Annotated in this window: 15 protein-coding genes and 1 tRNA gene; 4 read left to right on the top strand and 12 right to left on the bottom strand. The window is 42.5% G+C overall.

The window, feature by feature from the left end:
- Window positions 1–11: 11 nt before the first annotated feature.
- The 8 genes from R1T16_RS03815 to R1T16_RS03780 all read right to left on the bottom strand — a co-directional run bounded on the left by R1T16_RS03815 (window position 12) and on the right by R1T16_RS03780 (window position 9,411).
- The gene (locus tag R1T16_RS03815) at window positions 12–884 is read right to left on the bottom strand and encodes a cupin-like domain-containing protein (RefSeq protein ID WP_317499749.1); all 873 of its coding nucleotides are present in this window, start codon (window positions 882–884) and stop codon (window positions 12–14) included.
- Window positions 885–1,042: 158 nt separating this feature from the next.
- The gene (locus R1T16_RS03810; protein WP_317499748.1) at window positions 1,043–2,911 is read right to left on the bottom strand and encodes an OmpA family protein; all 1,869 of its coding nucleotides are present in this window, start codon (window positions 2,909–2,911) and stop codon (window positions 1,043–1,045) included.
- 21 nt (window positions 2,912–2,932) lie between these two features.
- The gene (locus tag R1T16_RS03805) at window positions 2,933–3,871 is read right to left on the bottom strand and encodes a type IX secretion system membrane protein PorP/SprF (protein ID WP_317499747.1); all 939 of its coding nucleotides are present in this window, start codon (window positions 3,869–3,871) and stop codon (window positions 2,933–2,935) included.
- A 221-nt stretch (window positions 3,872–4,092) separates the two neighbouring features.
- Window positions 4,093–5,739 carry a tetratricopeptide repeat protein gene (locus tag R1T16_RS03800; RefSeq protein ID WP_317499746.1) on the bottom strand — a complete coding sequence of 549 codons (1,647 nt, stop codon included), beginning with the start codon at window positions 5,737–5,739 and terminating at the stop codon, window positions 4,093–4,095.
- A gap of 123 nt (window positions 5,740–5,862) precedes the next feature.
- Window positions 5,863–6,351 carry a hypothetical protein gene (locus tag R1T16_RS03795; RefSeq protein ID WP_317499745.1) on the bottom strand — a complete coding sequence of 163 codons (489 nt, stop codon included), beginning with the start codon at window positions 6,349–6,351 and terminating at the stop codon, window positions 5,863–5,865.
- 182 nt (window positions 6,352–6,533) lie between these two features.
- Window positions 6,534–7,862, bottom strand: a complete 1,329-nt coding sequence (locus tag R1T16_RS03790; RefSeq protein WP_317499744.1) for an HTTM domain-containing protein — start codon at window positions 7,860–7,862, stop codon at window positions 6,534–6,536.
- Window positions 7,859–8,794, bottom strand: coding sequence for a bifunctional riboflavin kinase/FAD synthetase (locus R1T16_RS03785; RefSeq protein ID WP_317499743.1), 936 nt, complete (start codon window positions 8,792–8,794; stop codon window positions 7,859–7,861). Before R1T16_RS03785 ends, R1T16_RS03790 begins: the two co-directional genes overlap by 4 nt.
- A 113-nt stretch (window positions 8,795–8,907) precedes the next feature.
- Entirely contained in the window at window positions 8,908–9,411 is a 504-nt protein-coding gene (locus R1T16_RS03780; protein ID WP_317499742.1) for a hypothetical protein, read from the bottom strand.
- A 136-nt stretch (window positions 9,412–9,547) separates the two neighbouring features.
- Here R1T16_RS03780 and R1T16_RS03775 point away from each other — a divergent pair, with 136 nt between their 5' ends.
- On the top strand, window positions 9,548–12,799 hold the full coding sequence (locus R1T16_RS03775; protein ID WP_317499741.1) for a reprolysin-like metallopeptidase: 3,252 nt from the start codon (window positions 9,548–9,550) through the stop codon (window positions 12,797–12,799).
- Window positions 12,800–12,843: 44 nt separating this feature from the next.
- On the opposite strand, the gene R1T16_RS03770 is transcribed toward R1T16_RS03775, so the two are convergent.
- Window positions 12,844–13,302: a tetratricopeptide repeat protein gene (locus R1T16_RS03770; RefSeq protein ID WP_317499740.1), complete on the bottom strand. Its 459-nt coding sequence runs from the start codon at window positions 13,300–13,302 to the stop codon at window positions 12,844–12,846.
- 193 nt (window positions 13,303–13,495) lie between these two features.
- Here R1T16_RS03770 and R1T16_RS03765 point away from each other — a divergent pair, with 193 nt between their 5' ends.
- On the top strand, window positions 13,496–14,104 hold the full coding sequence (locus R1T16_RS03765) for an FMN-dependent NADH-azoreductase (protein ID WP_317499739.1): 609 nt from the start codon (window positions 13,496–13,498) through the stop codon (window positions 14,102–14,104).
- A 27-nt stretch (window positions 14,105–14,131) separates the two neighbouring features.
- On the opposite strand, the gene R1T16_RS03760 is transcribed toward R1T16_RS03765, so the two are convergent.
- Window positions 14,132–15,070 (bottom strand): alpha/beta fold hydrolase, encoded by a 939-nt coding sequence (locus R1T16_RS03760; protein WP_317499738.1) that lies wholly within the window; start codon window positions 15,068–15,070, stop codon window positions 14,132–14,134.
- Between the two features lie 117 nt (window positions 15,071–15,187).
- Window positions 15,188–16,069 (bottom strand): helix-turn-helix domain-containing protein, encoded by an 882-nt coding sequence (locus R1T16_RS03755; RefSeq protein ID WP_317499737.1) that lies wholly within the window; start codon window positions 16,067–16,069, stop codon window positions 15,188–15,190.
- A gap of 121 nt (window positions 16,070–16,190) precedes the next feature.
- Between R1T16_RS03755 and R1T16_RS03750 the strand changes: the two genes are divergently transcribed.
- Complete coding sequence (locus R1T16_RS03750) at window positions 16,191–16,439, top strand: FUSC family protein (RefSeq protein WP_317499736.1); 249 nt, start codon at window positions 16,191–16,193, stop codon at window positions 16,437–16,439.
- 89 nt (window positions 16,440–16,528) lie between these two features.
- On the opposite strand, the gene R1T16_RS03745 is transcribed toward R1T16_RS03750, so the two are convergent.
- A tRNA-Leu gene (locus tag R1T16_RS03745) sits at window positions 16,529–16,608 on the bottom strand.
- Window positions 16,609–16,799: 191 nt separating this feature from the next.
- On the opposite strand from R1T16_RS03745, the gene R1T16_RS03740 reads away from it, so the two are divergent.
- Window positions 16,800–17,741: a ribose-phosphate pyrophosphokinase gene (locus tag R1T16_RS03740; protein WP_317499735.1), complete on the top strand. Its 942-nt coding sequence runs from the start codon at window positions 16,800–16,802 to the stop codon at window positions 17,739–17,741.
- Window positions 17,742–17,752 lie beyond the last annotated feature (11 nt).

The raw sequence follows: 17,752 nt of genomic DNA, 5'->3' as shown, positions 1-17,752 counted from the left end.
ATTTCTTAGTGTTATACCGGGAGGTTTAAATTTTTATGGGTGTTTATAACCGCCTGTTTGTTCTTGTAATCTATCCAGGCCTGGCCTTTATACTTTCTCATAAGGCTATCAAAGTGCCTCATGACAACAATGTTGTATACCGCTTTGCCAAGGTTGCTTATCTTTCTGGGGAAAGCCCTTAAGCTCATGGAGAAACCCGGGGTAACATATTTCATGTAATGCCAGTAGCCTTCCGGCATGTACAGCATTTCGCCGTGCTCAAGGTTGGCAACGAGCCCTTTTGCCTGTTTTAGTGCCGGCCACTTGTCAAAGTCAGGATTGTCAAAATCAATATCTTCCCTTGATATCAGCGCATGCGGCACTTTGTATAAGTATGGTGTTTGGTTTGGGTCAAAAAGGATGCAGCGTTTTTTTCCGTGAAAATGAAAATGCAGGATATTAGAATAATCTATATCATAATGAATAAATACTTTTGAATTCTCTCCACCAAAGAAAAGCATCGGCAGCTGTTTTACCAGCTTGAGGCCAATATCAGGCCAGCGGAAATCGTTTTTAAGTGACGGTACCTCTTTCATGAGGTTATAAAGAAATATCCTGTAGTTTGTGGGTTTAGACTGAAGCAGGTCTACGTAGTCGGCCATTTTCATTTTGGCGTGTGCTTCGTTAAAGCCGTCTTTGTGCGATACAGGCCTGTCGTCATACAACGGAACTGTTTTGTCTCCTGCAATTTCTTTTATGTAATTAAGCTTCCACTTTGCATACGCCGGCCAGTCTTTAGTCAACTGTTCTATTACAACCGGTTTTTGTTTTTTTACATAATTATTATAAAAGTCTTCTTTGGTAATCGTTCTTACGCGTTCAATTTCGGTCAGATGTAGCGGCATCGGATTATGGTTTTTAAGGCATAACAAAATTACTAAAGCGTTACGAAATTGTAAAACAACGTTTTCTTAAATTTTCAGTACGGCGTTAAAATATTTTAAAAACAAAAAGCACCTGCCACGGCAGGTGCTTTCAAAACAATAGTTGCGTATCTAAATAATTATTTTTTCACTATCAGGAATTCTATCCTCCTGTTTAGTGCATGCTGTTCTTCCGTACAGGTTTCGCATTTTACTTTTGGCTCGCTTTCACCATAGCCCTGTCCCGAAATCCTTGCGGCATCTATGCCTTTAGAGATAACATATTGTACAGTGGCTTTTGCCCTGCGGTCAGAAAGTGCAAGGTTGTACTCTGCGCTTCCCCTGTTGTCTGTATGCGCTTTAGACATGATAACCATGTTAGGCATAGATTTCATAACAGCCACAAGTTTGTCAAGTTCTGCTGCGCCCTCCGGTGTTATGTTGCTTTTGTCGTATTCAAAATAAATTTCTTTAAGCTTCACTTCGTTGCCTACAATAAGTACGTCTACCGGAGTAAGTGCAGCGTCAATGTTTACCACGCGCTCCCTTGTTTTTGCAACCGGGAAAGTGCTTTGCAGGTAACCATCTTTAGACGCCTGGATTACATAAGCCCTGTCACAGTCTACGTTGTAGGTTGCCTTTCCATTACCATCGGCTGTGGTAGTTTCAATAACATTGTTCCTGTCGTCAAGGATGTCAACTTTGGCATTCGCCAATATTTTTCCTGTTTTGGCATCTTTAACTATAACTATGGCTTCTACGCCGCAAATAGGGGTAGCAAGATAAAGGTTATCCTTTCCGGCCTTGTTGCTCGAAAAGAAACCGATGTTCTTAGTTGTGTTAAAGCTGAATGCAAAATCATCTTTAGGCGAGTTTACCGGAAGTCCTACGTTAATGGCTTCGCCGTCTTTGTTAAGATCTATCATGAAGATATCCATACCACCAAATCCTTTCCTGCCCTCTGAAGCAAAGAAAAGTTTGTTATCATCTGTAATAAACGGAAAGTTTTCCCTTCCCTCGGTGTTTATCTTTTTCCCTAAATTTTCAGGTTTGCCGTATTTGTTGTTACCAAGAACTTCTACTTTCCAAATGTCAGTACTTCCTCCTGTAGACCCCGGCCTGTTAGAGGCAAAATATAATGTTTTACCGTCTTTAGTTACCGATGGATTTCCTGTAGAAAATTTCTTCTCGTTAAATGGAACTGCTTTTACATTGCCCCATTTACCGTTTTCTTTAGTAGCTGTAAAAAGATAGATAAGCCCTGTGCGCTGCCCCGGAGTTTCTTTTTCAAAACTGCCTTCCTTAAAGCTTTCGCTGGCAAAGTACATGGTGTTGCCATCTCCGGTTACGGTTACAGGTCCGTCGTGCCATTTAGTATTCAGGTCGCTAAGCGCAACAGGCTCGCTAAGTGTACCATTTGCATTCCAGGTAGAGGTATAGATGTCCATATATGGCTCTTCATTCCTGCCGTATGTTCTTCTCGCCGTGTTACGCGTACTGGCAAAATAAAAAGTGTTATCGTCGGTCACAAAACCACCAAAATCGGCATACTTGGCATCGTTAATGTCCAGTATCTTCTCGTCATACAGTTTTGTCTGCGTTTTTAGCTTAGGCAGGTAGTCAGGGTCCTGATTGAACAATACTGCCCTCTGATCCTGTGGTGCCAGCGAAGCAAACTTCTGCATCTGCTTGTTAGCTTCTTCATACTTGCCTTCTACCTTTAGCATCTGGGCATAACGATAGTAGGTCTCGGCATCCTGCTGTTTAAGATCTATAAGTTTGCCATACCATTTTACAGCTTCTTTAGCGTTAAAAAGGTTATAGTAACTATCTGCAGTTTGTTTGTATACATAAGGGTCTTTGCTTTTTGCAGCAAGTTTTTCGTATGCTTTTGCAGCATCCAGGTACTCAAACTTCGCGTAGAGCTTATCTGCCGACTCTGTGTCTTTGTTCTGTGCTGCCACGGTCATTGCCATAAGCAGGCTTAAGGAAATATATATCTTTTTCATTTTGTGACTTAGCTTAGGTTATTAAAAATAACGTGGTGAACGTGATACTTTTTTAGGGAAGTTCAGGTCAAACAACAGTATGATCTCGTGAGATGCAGGTGTTGTTACATTAAGGTCAGATACGATGTGGTCGTAAGCATAACCCACTCTAAGGTTTGGAGTAATGGCAAAGTTTACCATACCGCCAAAGCTGTCATCAAGCCTGTAGGTTGCCCCTATCTCAAAACGTTCAAAGAATAAGAAGTTTAATGATCCATCGATAGATGGTGATACATTGAAAGATGATTTAACCATAAACGATGGCTTCATCTTTAAATTATCGGTAAGCTGGAATACATATCCACCCGTAATAAAGTAGTGTGAATCTTCAGATCCAAAATGCGACTTACCACCACTTGGCGGGCTATAGTCAAGGTGCTTGCTTTTTAGCATGTTTGGAACCGACGCTGCAAAGTAATATTTGTTCGTGTAGTAAAAGAATCCTGCCCCTACGTTAAAAAACGTGTTGTTAACGTTAGACTGGAATGCAGGGTCAGTAATATCCGGAACCCTTCCATCACCGATATCTGTAAACAACCCTACTTTATGGAAGGTTGCCCCTGCTTTAAGTCCTAAAGCAAGACGGTGCTCACCACCAAGGTTAAGCGTATACGAGAAATCTGCATAAGCATTGGTTTCTTCTACAGGACCAATCTTATCGTTGATAACAGAAAGACCAAGGCCTACATTCTTACCTACAGGGCTGCTCCCTGAAAAGGTCATTGTAGTTGGCGAATCTTCTATATCAACCCACTGCTTACGGTATAGCAATCCAAAAGAAAGGTTCTCTTTTGAACCCGCATAAGCCGGGTTAATTACGTTCATGTTGTACATGTACTGCGTGTAGTGTGGGTCCTGCTGGGCAGTAGCGTCCGCAAGGCCGCCAAGAGCCAATAGTGCTGCAAGGTATAATTTCTTCATTCCGGGTAATTTTGTTTGTTTAGTTTAGTTAGCAAATAGAAATTTAATACAATGTGCAGTTATTCTCTTAAAACACTGAATAGATAACAACACACTTATTAGACTTTGCCTAAACAAAAAGGTTTAACCTGGTAATTAAAATTTAACTAATAAAAAATAAAGTTAATTGTCTGTTATTTAATTAGTTAAAATTATAATAAGCTAAATCTTACAATGTTTTTTTATAGTGAGGAGAGATAATCATACAGTAAAACATTTTCTGGCAGGTTCATTTTTGCGGCAATACGTTCTTTTCGCTTGCGGCAGGCTTCGGCAGTAATGTTTAGCATGGTGGCAATTTCCTTGGTACTCAGGTTCATATAGATGTACGATATAAATCGGATATCGTTTGCTGTTAATGACGGGTGAAGCATTTTAAGCTGTGTTATAAAACCGTGGTTTACCTCCTCAAAATGGGTTATAAAGCTGTCCCATTCGTTACCGGTTTTCAGGTGGGCATTAAGGGTTTTAATGTGCTCTTTAAGCGAAGGGTTTTTTGCGAGTTCCGGCAGCTGCGATAACGAGGAAAGCACTTCCTCTATCAGCTGGTTCCTGCCTGAAAGGTATAATGCCTTTGCCGAAAGCTTACGGTTACGCGCCTCAATCTCATTTTTAAGGCGTTCTTCTTCCAGCAGGGCAGCAGTCTCTTTTTCGCGGTTTTCTGTTTTCTCTTTTTCCAGCTCCAGTGCAATTACCTTCTGGTTACGTTCTGCAATAAGCTTTTTTTGTTTGTGCCTGGCAGATACATTTCTAAGGAACAATATAACGATAGTAACAAGCACCGCTATAAAACCGATGATAGAATAAAAAAGCCTGCGTTCACTGCTAAGCTTAGCTTCATTAATAACGATCTGGTTTTTATAATCCTGAATTTCAAACTTAACCCTGTTGTTCTCAAACAGTCTTCCGTTCTTAATTTCGTTAAGCTGCTTTTCGGCTTTGGCCACCGAATCTTTGTATTGAAGCGCTAACTCAAAACGCTGGCTCTTGGCATAGGTCTGCGAGAGGAAAGTAAAGGCTGTTTTTCTCCTGTCAGGAGCTTTATGCCGGGTAAGAAATTGTTTTGCTCCGGCTTCTGCAAGTTCATAGTTTCCCTCCTTAATATAAGCCTCAATAATAATCATGGTAAGCTGCGTGCCTATGTTGTTAAAATTGAGATCCTGTGCAGTTTTTAGAAGGTTTTGGGCTTTTTCACGAGCCTGCGTCGCATTGCCAGATCGCAGGTCGTTCTGGGCAAGGGTTATCTGTCCTAGTACATACAAATTATGGTCGGCCTTAAGATAGGGCAGTGATTCCAATATGTACTTTTTGGCCTCTGCCAGTTTGTTTCGTTCGTTAGCCATGCTGCCAAGGTTCATGGCATACAGTCCTATTTTTATCTTGTCCTTGTTTTTTTTTGCAATGTCGTATGCTTTCTTAAAATATTCGCCTGCCTTTTCGTAGTTTTCCTCTTGTGTATAGAGTATGGCAATATTGTTAAGGATCACCATTTCGTGCTTTGCATCAAGGTGTTTCAGGGCAAGGTTATAGCTTTCCAGATAGTAATTGAGCGCTTCGCCATAGTCCAGCATCTCATAATAGTTTGCCCCAATATTGTTTATGGCAAGAAACTGCTGCCTGTACCAGTGGTTTTTTTCGGCAATGGTGCGTGCACGTGTAAGGAGCTCTAATGACTTTACGTAATCTTTTTTCCACATGGCATCTATACCTACTTGAATAAGCGAGTCACATTGCTTTATGGTATTTGCCGATACGTTACTGTACATAAAAAGGCACATAAGCAATGCATATAATGCTGTGCTGAACTTTTTATGGATAAAGGGTGTCATTTAGGGTACAGTTTTTTGGGTACGCCAAATATAAGTAATTAGCCGATACTAAATAACAAAGGCTTTTCTCAACTGAGAAAAGCCCCGGAATTATAATTAAGCCTAATTTTTTTAGTATAAAGATTAGTGCGAAGTGTGCGCTACGTCGTCTACTTTGTTTATTTTTTCTACCTTATCTTTCCAGTACTGCATAAGCGCAAACGATACCACTACCGATGCCGCAACACCTTCTACAGTAAGGCCGATAACAAATTGGTATAATGAAGGTTCACCACCGCCAAAGATATAGCTACCTACATAACGCTGCAGGTATTCGTTGCTTCCGCCGTGGCTCTGGCCCATATACTCTATGTACCCGATAAAGCTTAAGATACCTAATGCTAAACTTACCACTGCAGTAAATATACCCGACACAAGGTTAGAAAAGTAACCCGGTGTACCATCTTCAGAATTTGCCTTAAGGGTCCTGTTCACTCCGTAAATGACAAATATAAAGTTTACAAGCCTAAGGTATATCTGGTCAGACCATCCAAGTACTTCCATTAAAAGGAAAAACAGGGCGATACCAATATATATGATAAAGCCGTTTATTAATATTCTCTGAAAATTCATAGTTTTTGTTTTTTGCGTTTATATTCAGTTAACAGATTGCTGTACAGTTTATTGGTTAAATTTTTGTGTGTATAAGAAGTACTATACATCTATCTATACCCGAATTTAGTGATTATACGGGAGACGGCGATAGAGATTAATAAAAATTTAATAAACTGATTGTGATAAAACGGAAGAATGAATTATTTTGTTGAGAAATCTTTATTTTTTGTTAAAACAATCCAGTCGCAATGAGTAAAGTAATTCCATTTAGCAGCTGCCAGATCTGTAGAGGGATCGATAAGCGTTTCGTATGGCCCGCCATTTACAGAGGCTTTAGTTTCGGCATAAATGGCCACGTCTTTTCCTTGTTGTGCAAAGTGTCTTTTGATGCGCTGTGCCATCTGCCAAATCATGTCGGGTTTGGTTTCCATACCCCCACGTTGTTTGGGTGTTAGGTCGTTGAACGTGTTATAGACAAGTTTTGCATTTGTTTTTTTGTCAACAATAGTAAAGTTAGTGTAGCCGCTGCGGGTGCGCAGCATCATCCTCCAGCTCAGGCGGTGGCCCTCTTCTGTCCATAACACATCGCCCTCAATGGCATAATGCCTTAGTGGCAGCAGCACCTGGACGATAAGGTACGGCACAAAAAAATACAGCAGTATATTCCTGCCTTCGTTTGTTGGTTGTCCTGCATCAATGGCAATGGGCTTCTTTCTAAAGAACAGTTTCCTAATGGCATCGGGCGGGTAAAAGAATACCGCAAAGCTTAATGCAAAGAACGGGAAGATACCTATCTGTAAAGTTATCGAGTTAAAGATGTGGAATATGATTGACGCTACAAACGCTATAGTACGGGTACGCTTAAAAAGCATAAGCGGTACAACAAGCAGGTCAAACGCCATGCCGGCATACGTTATAAAAAGGTAAAACCACTTTTGGGTCATTATCCCGTTAAGGGTAGGGTTAATAACAGATCTGTTTAACAGGTCATGAATAAATGTGCCTGTAAGCCAGCCCGGGTAAAATTTTGCCAGTGTGGCAAAAAAGTAAACAATGCTTATCTGTATGATCATAACCCAGGAGCACCAGGCAGGCATAGTCATTTTTTGAAGTGACGGATTTTGCTTAGCATCTATAGAAGCGTAACGGTCTGCCGGAAGGAAAAGCATGATAAGGCATACCAACAGCAACAGGTAATAATGGTTGTTATATGAGGTCTTCTGCATAAAATATACCCCTGCCCATAATAGGGTGTACAGGCCTAGTGACCAGCGGTATTTGTAGCCCACCATGACCAGTAGCCCCATTATGCCCATCACGACAAAATAAGCATACATGCCGTATCCCGGCAATGGCTGAAGCCAATCCATGCCAATATGAGAGAAAGTGAATTTAGGGTCTATAAAGTTGCTTTTAACCCAGCCTGTAAGTATGGCGCCAAAGGTTTCGCAGGCAAGCAGGAGACCAAAGAAGATCCTGAAAATAATTAACGGTGCGTTATCTATCTGTAGGAACAGGCGCTTTATCATAAGCTGTTATTATTAAACCAGGCCAGCGATTCCTGCCTGTCTTTTTCAAGCTGGTCTTTAAGGGCATCAAACGATTCAAACTTAACCTCGTCGCGCAGCCTGTGGTGTATGCTCACTTTTAGCTGCTGCCCGTACAGGTCTTCGTTAAAATCGTGATAGTGTACTTCTATGGTTATGCCAATGCCGTTAACGGTAGGGCGGGTGCCTATGTTCATCATGCCCTTAACGGTTTTGCCGTTTATAACTGATGATGCAACATATACCCCATTTGCAGGTATTAGCTTATAGTTTTCAGATGGCTGAATGTTTGCTGTAGGGAAGTTTATGGTCCTGCCCAGCTGTTTGCCCTGTACTACAGTGCCGTTTATAAAATAGGGATAGCCTAAAAAGTCGTTCGCAAGGTCAAGATTGCCTTCGGTAAGAGCATTCCTTATTTTGGTAGAGCTTACTGATATTTCGTTTACGGCAAGCGCAGATATCTTCTCTACCTCAAAGCCATATTCCTGTCCAAAATTAATAAGGTCATCAATATTTGCAGTCCTGTTGCGGCCAAAACGATGATCGTGGCCTATAATTATTTTCTGTATGTTAAGGCTGTCTATAAGTATCTGCTTTACAAATTCTTCGGCGGTAAGCCTTGAGAAAGCCATGTCAAAAGGATGGATGATAAGGTTGTCTACACCTGCTTTTTCAAGAAGGGCAGCTTTTTCATCCATGGTGTTAAGCAGTTTCAGGTCGGTGTTTTGCTGCAATACCATTCGCGGATGCGGAAAAAAAGTAAGCACAACGCTTTCGCAGCCCGATGCCTTGCTGCTGTTAATGAGTTTGTCCAGTATGCATTTGTGGCCTTTATGAACGCCGTCAAATGTACCAAGGGTAATAATGGTTTTTGTAGCTGTGCTAAACTCCTGTATTGAATTGAAAATTTTCAAACCGCTTCTATATGTTTCGCAAATTTAGCTATCTGTATTCAATAAAATTATTTTACACCTCAAAAATTAAGGAATAATTTGCTGTATTGGGCTGCAAGAGGTATTGGCAGACTTTAGTTAAAGGTGATGTTTACCAATTTTGTTTTTTGGTCGTCAACTAATCCAGGTATTTCCATGTGCAGGTTTTTGCCGTCATAAGTAGCGGTCCCATGCTCAATTTTGCGTATTCCGGCTTTGCCGCGGCAAAAACACTGTACGTTAAAAAGCATTTTTGCTTTTTGCATATCGGCATCTTTATACTTAAAAGGCTTGCCGTCGGTCTCAAATACTATTGTTTCGCTGTAGCCTGCATCGGCAAGGGCTGCATCGGTAATGGTGCGATAGGTATACTGCACAACAGTTTTACCGGGAGCATCTTCCAGGTTATAATAGAGGTGTCCGGTGTCGTCAGACTTTACTAAAAGGCTTTTTCCTTCCAGGAGTTCCAGTTTGCACGAACTATCCTCGGGGCACTCACTCGTTATAGTATAATCACTCCATGATGCCGCTGCATTTTTTTGTGTAATGCACGATGTAAGCGAAAGTAATAAAAATGCTACAAAAATTGGATATTTCATAGAACTAAGGTACGAATTTTCTGTTTGTTTGAGAAATCTCAATCAAATTATGAATAATATTAACAATATTTTAATGCAAATTGCTGTTATATAGTCCTATTATTTTAAATTAGTGCCTCCAAAAAAAAACAGATTTATGAAAAGAAAATTATTACTGATTATGGCTTTTGCCCTATCCTCTGCTATGGGATATTCGCAAAACGCCATCTGGACAGCTGCCGGTTCTAAAGGCAGTACGTCCGCACTTGTAGACAGGGCTTCTGTGCCATCGCGCTACCAATTGTTCAACCTGAACCTTACTGCGCTTAAGGCGCAACTTGCAAATGCACCCCTGCGTGCGCAAAATGCCGTTTCTGCTGTAGTTGTACAGTTCCCTGACGGCGACGGAAAGCTGAAAAGCTTTACCATCTATGAGGCACCGGTAATGCAGCCGGGGCTTGCAGCTAAATTCCCGGACATGAAATCGTATGTGGGGCAGGGGGTAGACAAGCCATCTGAAACCATACGTTTTAGTACTACCATGTATGGCCTGCATAACATGATGTTTTCTGAAGACGGTACATCATATATTGATCCCTACACTAAAGACTTAAACACTTATATTGTTTACAAAAGGGCTGCCGTAACGCCAAGGGAGTTTAAATGCGGGGTTACAGAAGCTGCCAAAAAGAAAGATGCTTCGGCGACGACTGTTTTAAGCGTGCCGGCTACCGACGGATATATGCGCACTTACAGGCTGGCAATGGCATGCACCATAGAGTATGCTGCCTACCACATTCAGGCAGCCGGGCTGACAAACGGTACTACAACCCAGAAAAAAGCGGCTGTACTTGCAGCAATGGTGGTTACCATGACAAGGGTTAACGGTGTATACGAAAGGGATTTTGCCATTACCATGAACCTTATAGATAACAACGACCAGGTTATATTTATTACTACAGATAGTTTTGATAACAACAATACAAACAATGCTCTCTTAAGCCAGAGCCAGCAGGTTATAAACAGTACTATAGGTTCTGCTAACTACGATATAGGCCATACTGTAAGTACAGGCGGCGGCGGCGTGGCACAGCTGTATGCACCATGTTCAAGTTACAAGGCAATGGGTATTACCGGGCTTTTTGCTCCTGTAGGCGATCCTTATGATATAGATTTTGTGGCGCACGAAATGGGGCACCAGTTTGGGGCAAACCATACGTTTAACAACAGCTGCGATGGTAACCGTAACGATGGCACTGCTTATGAAACAGGAAGCGGAAGCACAATAATGGGATACGCAGGTGTATGTTTTCCAAGTGTTCAGGATCACTCAGATGCGCACTTCCACAGGATAAGCATAGAAGAAATCACTAATTTCATGATCAACGGCGGGACCTGTTCTGAAGATGTGCTGACAGGAAACGATGCTCCCGTTGCAGATGCCGGTGCAGATTATACCATTCCTAAAGGAACACCATTTATGCTTACCGGTGCTGCAACAGATGCACAGGATGCAGCAGGCCTTACCTATTGCTGGGAACAAATGGATTTACAGGTAAGCACGCAGCCTCCGGTAGCAACAGCAGCGCAGGGGCCTAACTTCAGGTCGCTTCCTCCGGCAAGTGTGCCGCAACGATATTTTCCTGCATTAAGCGCTGTAGTGGCAAACAACCTTGCTCCAACATGGGAAGTAATATCTAACGTTGCGCGTAACTATAATTTTGCGTTAACCGTAAGGGACAATAATACGCTGGGCGGACAGACATCATATGATGAAATGACAGTAACGGTATCAGGAACGGCAGGACCTTTCCTGGTTACAACCCCTAATACAAATATATCATGGCCGGCAGGCAGCTCACAAACCGTAACATGGGATGTTGCAGGTACTACTGCAAATGGTGTGAACACGGCATCTGTAGATATATTATTATCTAACGATGGCGGCCTTACCTATCCTGTGGTATTGGCATCTCAGGTGCCTAATGATGGCAGCGAATCTGTTACAGTGCCAAATGCTGTGGGAACTACTAAAAGAATTATGGTAAGGGGATATGGCAATATCTTCTATGATATATCTAATACCAACTTTGCCATTACAGCGCCTGCCTCTACCTTTGACCTTACGGTTAACGGAAACCAAAACAGGAAGGTTTGTAAAGATGGTACAGCAGTATATGAACTCTCTTACCAAAAGGCAGCCACTTTTACAGGTAATGTTACTTTTTCGGCAGCGGGTAATCCGGCGGGCACGACTGTTAGTTTTAATACGCCTGTAGCTTCGGCAACAGCAGCTATAGCAGTAACGGTAACAACAAGCGAAGCAGCTGTGCCGGGCTCGTATACTTTTACGGTAACAGGAACTTCGGGCACAACAACTAAAACAGTTACACTTACGCTTGATATCCTTGATAACAGTTTTGGTGTTGTTAACATTACAGCTCCGGCTGATAATGTAACTGGTGTAAGCCAGGATGTAAGCTTTAGCTGGGGCACTTCGGCCAATGCAACAGTTTATGAACTTGAGGTTGCAGAAGATGCTGCCTTTAGCAATATTGTAGTTAATGAAGCAGTAGTGGGCACCAGCTATACGGCGAGCCTTGAAAGCAATACAGATTATTTCTGGAGGGTAAGGGCATCTAACGGTACATGCTCTGGTGAACCAAGTACAGCACGCACGTTTAAAACCGGTACAACAACCTGTACCGATTTTATATCGGCCAATGTTCCAGTTACAATATCGTCTAACAATGCGTCAACGGTAAATTCTACGCTGGCTATAACATCAGCGCAAACGGTAAGTAAGATATCTGTAAGCCTTAAGGTGAATCATACATTTGTAAACGACCTAAGAGCAGTACTTAGAAGCCCTGCCGGAACACAGGTTACGCTTTTTGCCAATATTTGTGAAGACAACCAAAACATAGATGTGGTTTTTGATGACAGCGGATCGGTAATTAGCTGTGGTACAAATCCTGCAATATCAGGAACAGTTGCCCCATCCCAGGCGCTTTCTGCTTTCAACGGGCAATCGGCCCAGGGAACATGGACGCTGACTGTTACTGACAACTATCCTCAGGATGGTGGACAGATAGTAGGCTGGGGCCTTAATCTTTGCTCAACTACAGAAGCGTCTGTAGCCGGTATCCAGAAAAATGTATTTGAAGGGCTTAGCGTATACCCTAATCCAAATGCGGGCGATTTTACCGTGAGGTTTACATCGTTTACAGCAAACGATATTAAGATATCAGTTCACGATATAAGAGGCAGGCAATTGCTTAGCCAGTCATTTGCAAATACCGGGCTTATAGAACAGCCGCTATCGCTTGGCAGTGTGCAGGCAGGGGTTTACCTCGTGAGCATACAAGACGGTGACAGTATGGTGACTAAGAAAATAATAGTTCAGTAATAATAAAAGAGGGAAGCATTGCTTCCCTCTTTTGTTTTATGCCTTTACAGGTTAGGGCACAGTATTTTCCAGTTTTCATAATCTGTTTTGCATTCCAGGTGTTTCGCCATGAAAAGGTCGTCACAACCCGATTCATTGCTTATTTTTTCATCCTTTTCCATTGCATTTGAATTTATGTTGAATTTTGCCATCGCCCTGAGATAATAGGCGCCACAATTGTTTTCGTCAATAGCAATCAGGTCAGAAAGGTCTTTGATGGCTTTAGCATCATCCTTAAGGTAAAAATAACTTATGGCTCTTTTGTAAAGGGCTGTTTTTTCTTTTGGATTATTATTCAAAACCTTTGTGTAACAGTCAATAGCTTCATTATGCTTCTGTTCCTTAAGATACAAGTCGGCGGTTATCAGGTCTTTGTTTTCAGCAGGGACTTTTTTGTCTATCTTCTGGGCAGCAACCAACAGCGATAAGCTAATTGTCAGCAGTAATGTTAGTGTCGTTCTCATAATTTGGGGGGCTGAAGATTATTTGCTAAAATATAAATTTATTGATGAGACATTAGCTGCCCTCATATTTAATTTTGCCTGCCACACCATTAGCCGCTATACCCTATGATAGCGCTATCACTAATTATAGTAGCGCAAAAGCGGTTAGCCGGGGCTGTAACTTTGCTTTCTAATCTATAATCAGGAAAGTAAAATGAAAAAGATACTTACAATTACATCTAGTATAAGCGGAGCCAACTCGTACACCATAAAACTGGCCGATGCTATTATTGCCAGGATTCAGGCAATATATCCGGGGAGTACGGTAAAGACGTATGACCTTGCTAAAAATCCATTGCCACACCTTGAAGCTGCCCATTTTGAAGCGTTCCAGGTACCGGCAGAACTACGCACTGCCGATCAGCAGGCAGCAGCTCATTATTCTGACACTGCTGTAAGCGACCTTATGGAAGCCGACTTTGTAATTATTGGTGTGCCATTATATAACTTTAATGTGCCGTCTACCCTTAAAGCATGGACAGACCATATTACAAGGGCAGGTATTACCTTTAGCTATGGAGAGCAAGGCCCAATAGGGCTTGTTAATGGTAAAAAAGTATTCCTTGCAGTGGCATCGGGTGGCGTATATTCAGATGGGCCTATGAGTGCTTACGACTCATCTGTACCGTATTTAAAGAACCTGCTTGGCTTTTTAGGGATGACCGATGTAACTACCTTCCGTGCAGAGGGGCTTAAAATACCACAGCTTGCAGAAACAGCTTTGCCTAATGCGGTTGAAGCAATAAACGAATATGCATTCTGATACACTTCGTTTACGACCCTGCCAGGGTTATTTCTGTTCTACTTTACCTAATGGGGCTGCGCTTTCTGCCAGCCATTTTATAGCATCGGCCCATGCAGTATCTTCCGGGTACAGGGCTGTTTTTAGATACGCCCAGGTAAGGTAGCGTACTGCCGCAACGCGTTCCGGATTCTCATCTGTAGTTTCGGCAGCCTCATATCCTGATATTCCGCCAAGACCATGTTCGGCTTCAAATAAAGTCAGCAGTGCATTAGCGCCGGGGCTCAGATGATATGCATCGGTAAACCAGTCCCAGCCGCGAACGGTAAGTGCAGAAATATCTTTATCCCCCGCTACAACAAGGCTTGGCGTGGTCATTTCAGTATAACTTGGATTCATGAACGGAAAGTGCTCGGCAGCAAATGCACTAAGATCGGCGCCGCCTTTACCGGCCGGGGTTAACAGCACTCCGGCTTTAATGCGGTCGTCGCGCATATCTTCGCCTAACGTTCCGTCAGTTGCTATAACCCTCGCTCCAAGAAGCATTCCCGTGGTTTGTGCGCCAAATGAATGCCCGGCAGCTGCAATATGGTTACGGTCGGTACGGCCTTTAAGTCCGGGGATAGCGGCTTCTATAGTGTCTAATTCGTTCAGCATTCGTTTCATGTCATCCACACGGTATTTCCATATTAGTGGCGTACGCGGATCTTCAGGCGGTATGCCCAGCCTTCTTGAATCTAGAAACGTGCACTGCACGACTACAAAACCATGGGCAGCCCAATAATTTACCAGCGGTGCATAACCGTCTAACGACTTGCCATAACCGTGTGCAAACAGTATAATAGGTAACTTGTCGCCTGTAGCAGGTGCAGAAATACGTACTTCCAGATCTTCACCGCGTTCCTCTGATGCAGGAAATAGTATAGGGGCTACAGATATGACCGGAGAGGTCACGCCAAACGGCGTATTGAATTTTGAATTTTCCATGATTGTAATATAATTTTAGCGAAGCACATTTTCTGTTGGCTTCTTATTTTATCATTACAAAATTCAGGGTTTAATCAGATGGAGGGTTAAAGATAATCAAACCAAAAAGTATGATTTTCAAACCTTGAATTTATCTTTCCTGAAGGAATTTGGTGTACTGCCCGTTACCCTTTTAAAGTAGTTGTTAAAGTAGGTGGGGTATTCAAACCCCAGGCTGTAGGCAATGTCTGCCACGCTCCAGTTGGTGTGTTGCAGCAGGGCTTTTGCTTCGGAGGCAATGCGTTCTGCAATATGAACCGATATCGGTTTCCCTGTTACTTCTTTAACCGATCGGTTGAGGTAATTTACGTGTACTGCGAGGCTTTCGGCAAAGTCCTGGGCGGTTCGCAATCGCAGCGGATTTGCAGTGTCTTCTATGGGGAATTGCTTTTCCAACAGCTCCATGAACAGATGGGTAATGCGTGTAGCAGCGTTTCTTTCCTTCAATTCGTTTTGCGGGAGGATGCGCAGCGCTTCGTGGATTATAAGGTCGATACAGCTGCGGAGCATCTCGTCTTTATTGCCGTAATCGCTTTCGTAAGCAGTGATCATCCTTTCGTAAAGTCCGCCAATAAATCCTGCCTGTTCTGTATTGACCGGAATAACAGGCACGCCCTCAAAACGGAAAATGGGGGAGTTGAGCAGGCTGTCGGTGCGCTCCCTGCCGTCAATAAAGCTCTCTGTAAAAAGGCAGGCGTAGCCGCTTTGTCCCGGCGAGCGGTGCTCTACCGAATACGGTATGTGCGGATTAGCAAAGAATAAAAAGGTGTCATTAATATGGATAGTCTGGTCGCCGTAGCAGATGTCCATGTCGCCCGTGCCCAGTACTACTTTATAATAATCGCGCCTGCCATACTGAAGGGGAGGGTAAGACCCGCCCGAAATCCTGTGGACTTTAAAACCTTTCGTCTGCAGGTCTGACCTTTTAAAACCTGCTACCGTACATTCGTTTGCTTTCATGGAGCAAAGTTAATAAAATCAAACTTTTTTAACTTGAGATGATGAATTTGTTCTTTTGAATATCAGGTTGTTGCAAATCGGGTCTATTATGTATATTTGAGAACCAACTAAAACCGATACAATGAAAAAAGAACTTAGCGAATTAACCGACCAGGAACTGTTACGGGAAGTAAGAAAACTTAATACGGCAGCTGCAATCAATGCAGTATTAATTGGGTTTATGGCAGGAATAGTATTTTATAGCGTTGTGAAAAACAGTGTGGGTTTTTTCACGCTGATCCCTTTATTCCTTGCCTATAAACTGATTAATAATTCAAATTATAATAAGAAGGAACTGGAAGCTATTTTAAGGGAAAGGAAATTGAAGTAAAGAGTGAGGGGTTCTTAACCCCCCGCTTTTGGAACCACAATCCGACGCTCCATAAAAAAAGCCCGTCATTATGATAATGATGGGCTTTGTACCTGAAGTGGGAATCGAACCCACACACCTAAGTACACGAGTTTGAGTCGTGCGCGTCTACCAATTCCGCCATTCAGGCTTGTAGATTGTTTTTCAATCTGTACAAATCCGGCAGCAATGCCCTGATTTGTGGGTGCAAATGTAAAAATAAATATTTAATTTCTCCAAAAATAGATTACAATTTCCTTTTAGAGTCCAATTAAATTCCTAAATTTGCACCCTCGTACATAGGTCTAAAGACTAACTAACTACATAACAACTATTTAAAAGATGTCATACCAAGAGCCTGAAGCAAAAATATTTGCATGTTCTCAAAGTGTGTACCTGGCCGAAAAAATAGCCAAAAGCTATGGCATGGAGCTGGGTAAAGTTACGTTCTCAACATACAGTGACGGCGAATTCCAGCCTTCATTTGAAGAATCTATCAGGGGGTTAAGAGTTTTCCTTGTGTGCTCTACCTTCCCAAGCTCAGACAACCTTATGGAACTGCTGCTTATGATAGATGCTGCAAAAAGGGCATCGGCAAGGCATATCACTGCTGTAATACCTTACTTCGGTTGGGCAAGACAGGACAGGAAAGACAAGCCAAGGGTACCGATAGGGGCTAAACTTGTGGCAAAACTGCTTGAATCTGCAGGGGCAACAAGGATCATGACCATGGACCTTCACGCTGACCAGATACAAGGGTTCTTTGAGAAACCGGTAGATCATCTTTTTGCTTCTACCATCTTTGTACCTTATGTTAAGAGCCTTAACCTGGATAACCTGACTATCGCTTCTCCTGACATGGGAGGATCTAAGAGGGCTTATGCTTACTCTAAATTCTTAGGTTCTGATGTGGTTATATGCTACAAGCAGCGTAAAGAAGCTAACAAGATTGAGACGATGGAGCTTATTGGTGAAGTAACCGGAAAGAACATCATTCTTGTTGACGATATGATAGATACAGGAGGGACACTCGCTAAAGCTGCCGAGCTTATGATGGAGAAAGGCGCGCTAAGTGTAAGGGCCATCTGTACGCATCCTATCCTTTCGGGTGGTGCTTATGAGAAGATCGAGAATTCTCAGCTTACCGAACTGATAGTAACAGACAGTATCCCTCTTAAGAAGGAAACGTCTAAAATTAAAGTGATCAGCTGTGCAGACCTGTTTGCAGATGTTATGCACATGGTACAAAACAATACTTCCATAAGCGGGAAGTTTATCGTGTAATTTATTTTTAT

It is taken from the genome of Flavobacterium sp. DG1-102-2 (assembly GCF_033042555.1).
Lineage (GTDB): Bacteria > Bacteroidota > Bacteroidia > Flavobacteriales > Flavobacteriaceae > Flavobacterium.
The sequence above is the reverse complement of the archived record's forward strand: the minus strand, read 5'-3'. Positions and strand labels throughout refer to the sequence as shown.

Excerpts from the sequence above, each read along its gene's own strand:
- R1T16_RS03815 (WP_317499749.1), bottom strand. The coding sequence starts at position 884 with ATGCCGCTACATCTGACCGAAATTGAACGCGTAAGAACGATTACCAAA.
- R1T16_RS03810 (WP_317499748.1), bottom strand. The coding sequence starts at position 2,911 with ATGAAAAAGATATATATTTCCTTAAGCCTGCTTATGGCAATGACCGTG.
- R1T16_RS03805 (WP_317499747.1), bottom strand. The coding sequence starts at position 3,871 with ATGAAGAAATTATACCTTGCAGCACTATTGGCTCTTGGCGGCCTTGCG.
- R1T16_RS03800 (WP_317499746.1), bottom strand. The coding sequence starts at position 5,739 with ATGACACCCTTTATCCATAAAAAGTTCAGCACAGCATTATATGCATTG.
- R1T16_RS03795 (WP_317499745.1), bottom strand. The coding sequence starts at position 6,351 with ATGAATTTTCAGAGAATATTAATAAACGGCTTTATCATATATATTGGT.
- R1T16_RS03790 (WP_317499744.1), bottom strand. The coding sequence starts at position 7,862 with ATGATAAAGCGCCTGTTCCTACAGATAGATAACGCACCGTTAATTATT.
- R1T16_RS03780 (WP_317499742.1), bottom strand. The coding sequence starts at position 9,411 with ATGAAATATCCAATTTTTGTAGCATTTTTATTACTTTCGCTTACATCG.
- R1T16_RS03775 (WP_317499741.1), top strand. The coding sequence starts at position 9,548 with ATGAAAAGAAAATTATTACTGATTATGGCTTTTGCCCTATCCTCTGCT.
- R1T16_RS03770 (WP_317499740.1), bottom strand. The coding sequence starts at position 13,302 with ATGAGAACGACACTAACATTACTGCTGACAATTAGCTTATCGCTGTTG.
- R1T16_RS03765 (WP_317499739.1), top strand. The coding sequence starts at position 13,496 with ATGAAAAAGATACTTACAATTACATCTAGTATAAGCGGAGCCAACTCG.
- R1T16_RS03760 (WP_317499738.1), bottom strand. The coding sequence starts at position 15,070 with ATGGAAAATTCAAAATTCAATACGCCGTTTGGCGTGACCTCTCCGGTC.
- R1T16_RS03755 (WP_317499737.1), bottom strand. The coding sequence starts at position 16,069 with ATGAAAGCAAACGAATGTACGGTAGCAGGTTTTAAAAGGTCAGACCTG.
- R1T16_RS03750 (WP_317499736.1), top strand. The coding sequence starts at position 16,191 with ATGAAAAAAGAACTTAGCGAATTAACCGACCAGGAACTGTTACGGGAA.
- R1T16_RS03740 (WP_317499735.1), top strand. The coding sequence starts at position 16,800 with ATGTCATACCAAGAGCCTGAAGCAAAAATATTTGCATGTTCTCAAAGT.